The organism is Azoarcus sp. Soil_N_20 (assembly GCF_057656155.1).
Map to the genome: position 1 here is coordinate 1 of NZ_JBDGKX010000091.1, position 212 is coordinate 212.

The window sequence follows — 212 nt, forward strand, 5'->3', positions numbered from 1 at the left end:
CGCAGGTCGGTGGTGACCACCGCCGGCAGCTTGATCGCAAGTGTTTCGAGCCCGCCGTCGATCTCGCGCGTCACCTTCGCCTGGCCGTCTTCCAACGCCAGCTTGGAGGCGAAGGTCGCCTGCGGCCAGCCCAAGAGTGCCGCGAGCATCTGCCCGGTCTGGTTGGCGTCGTCGTCGATCGCCTGCTTGCCGCAGATCACCAGCGCCGGGCC

Annotated in this window: 1 protein-coding gene; it reads right to left on the reverse strand. The window is 68.9% G+C overall.

The window, feature by feature from the left end; genetic code table 11:
* Window positions 1-212 (reverse strand): electron transfer flavoprotein subunit beta/FixA family protein (locus AC3A35_RS28035; RefSeq protein WP_487439826.1); only part of this gene is annotated, 212 nt, incomplete at both ends.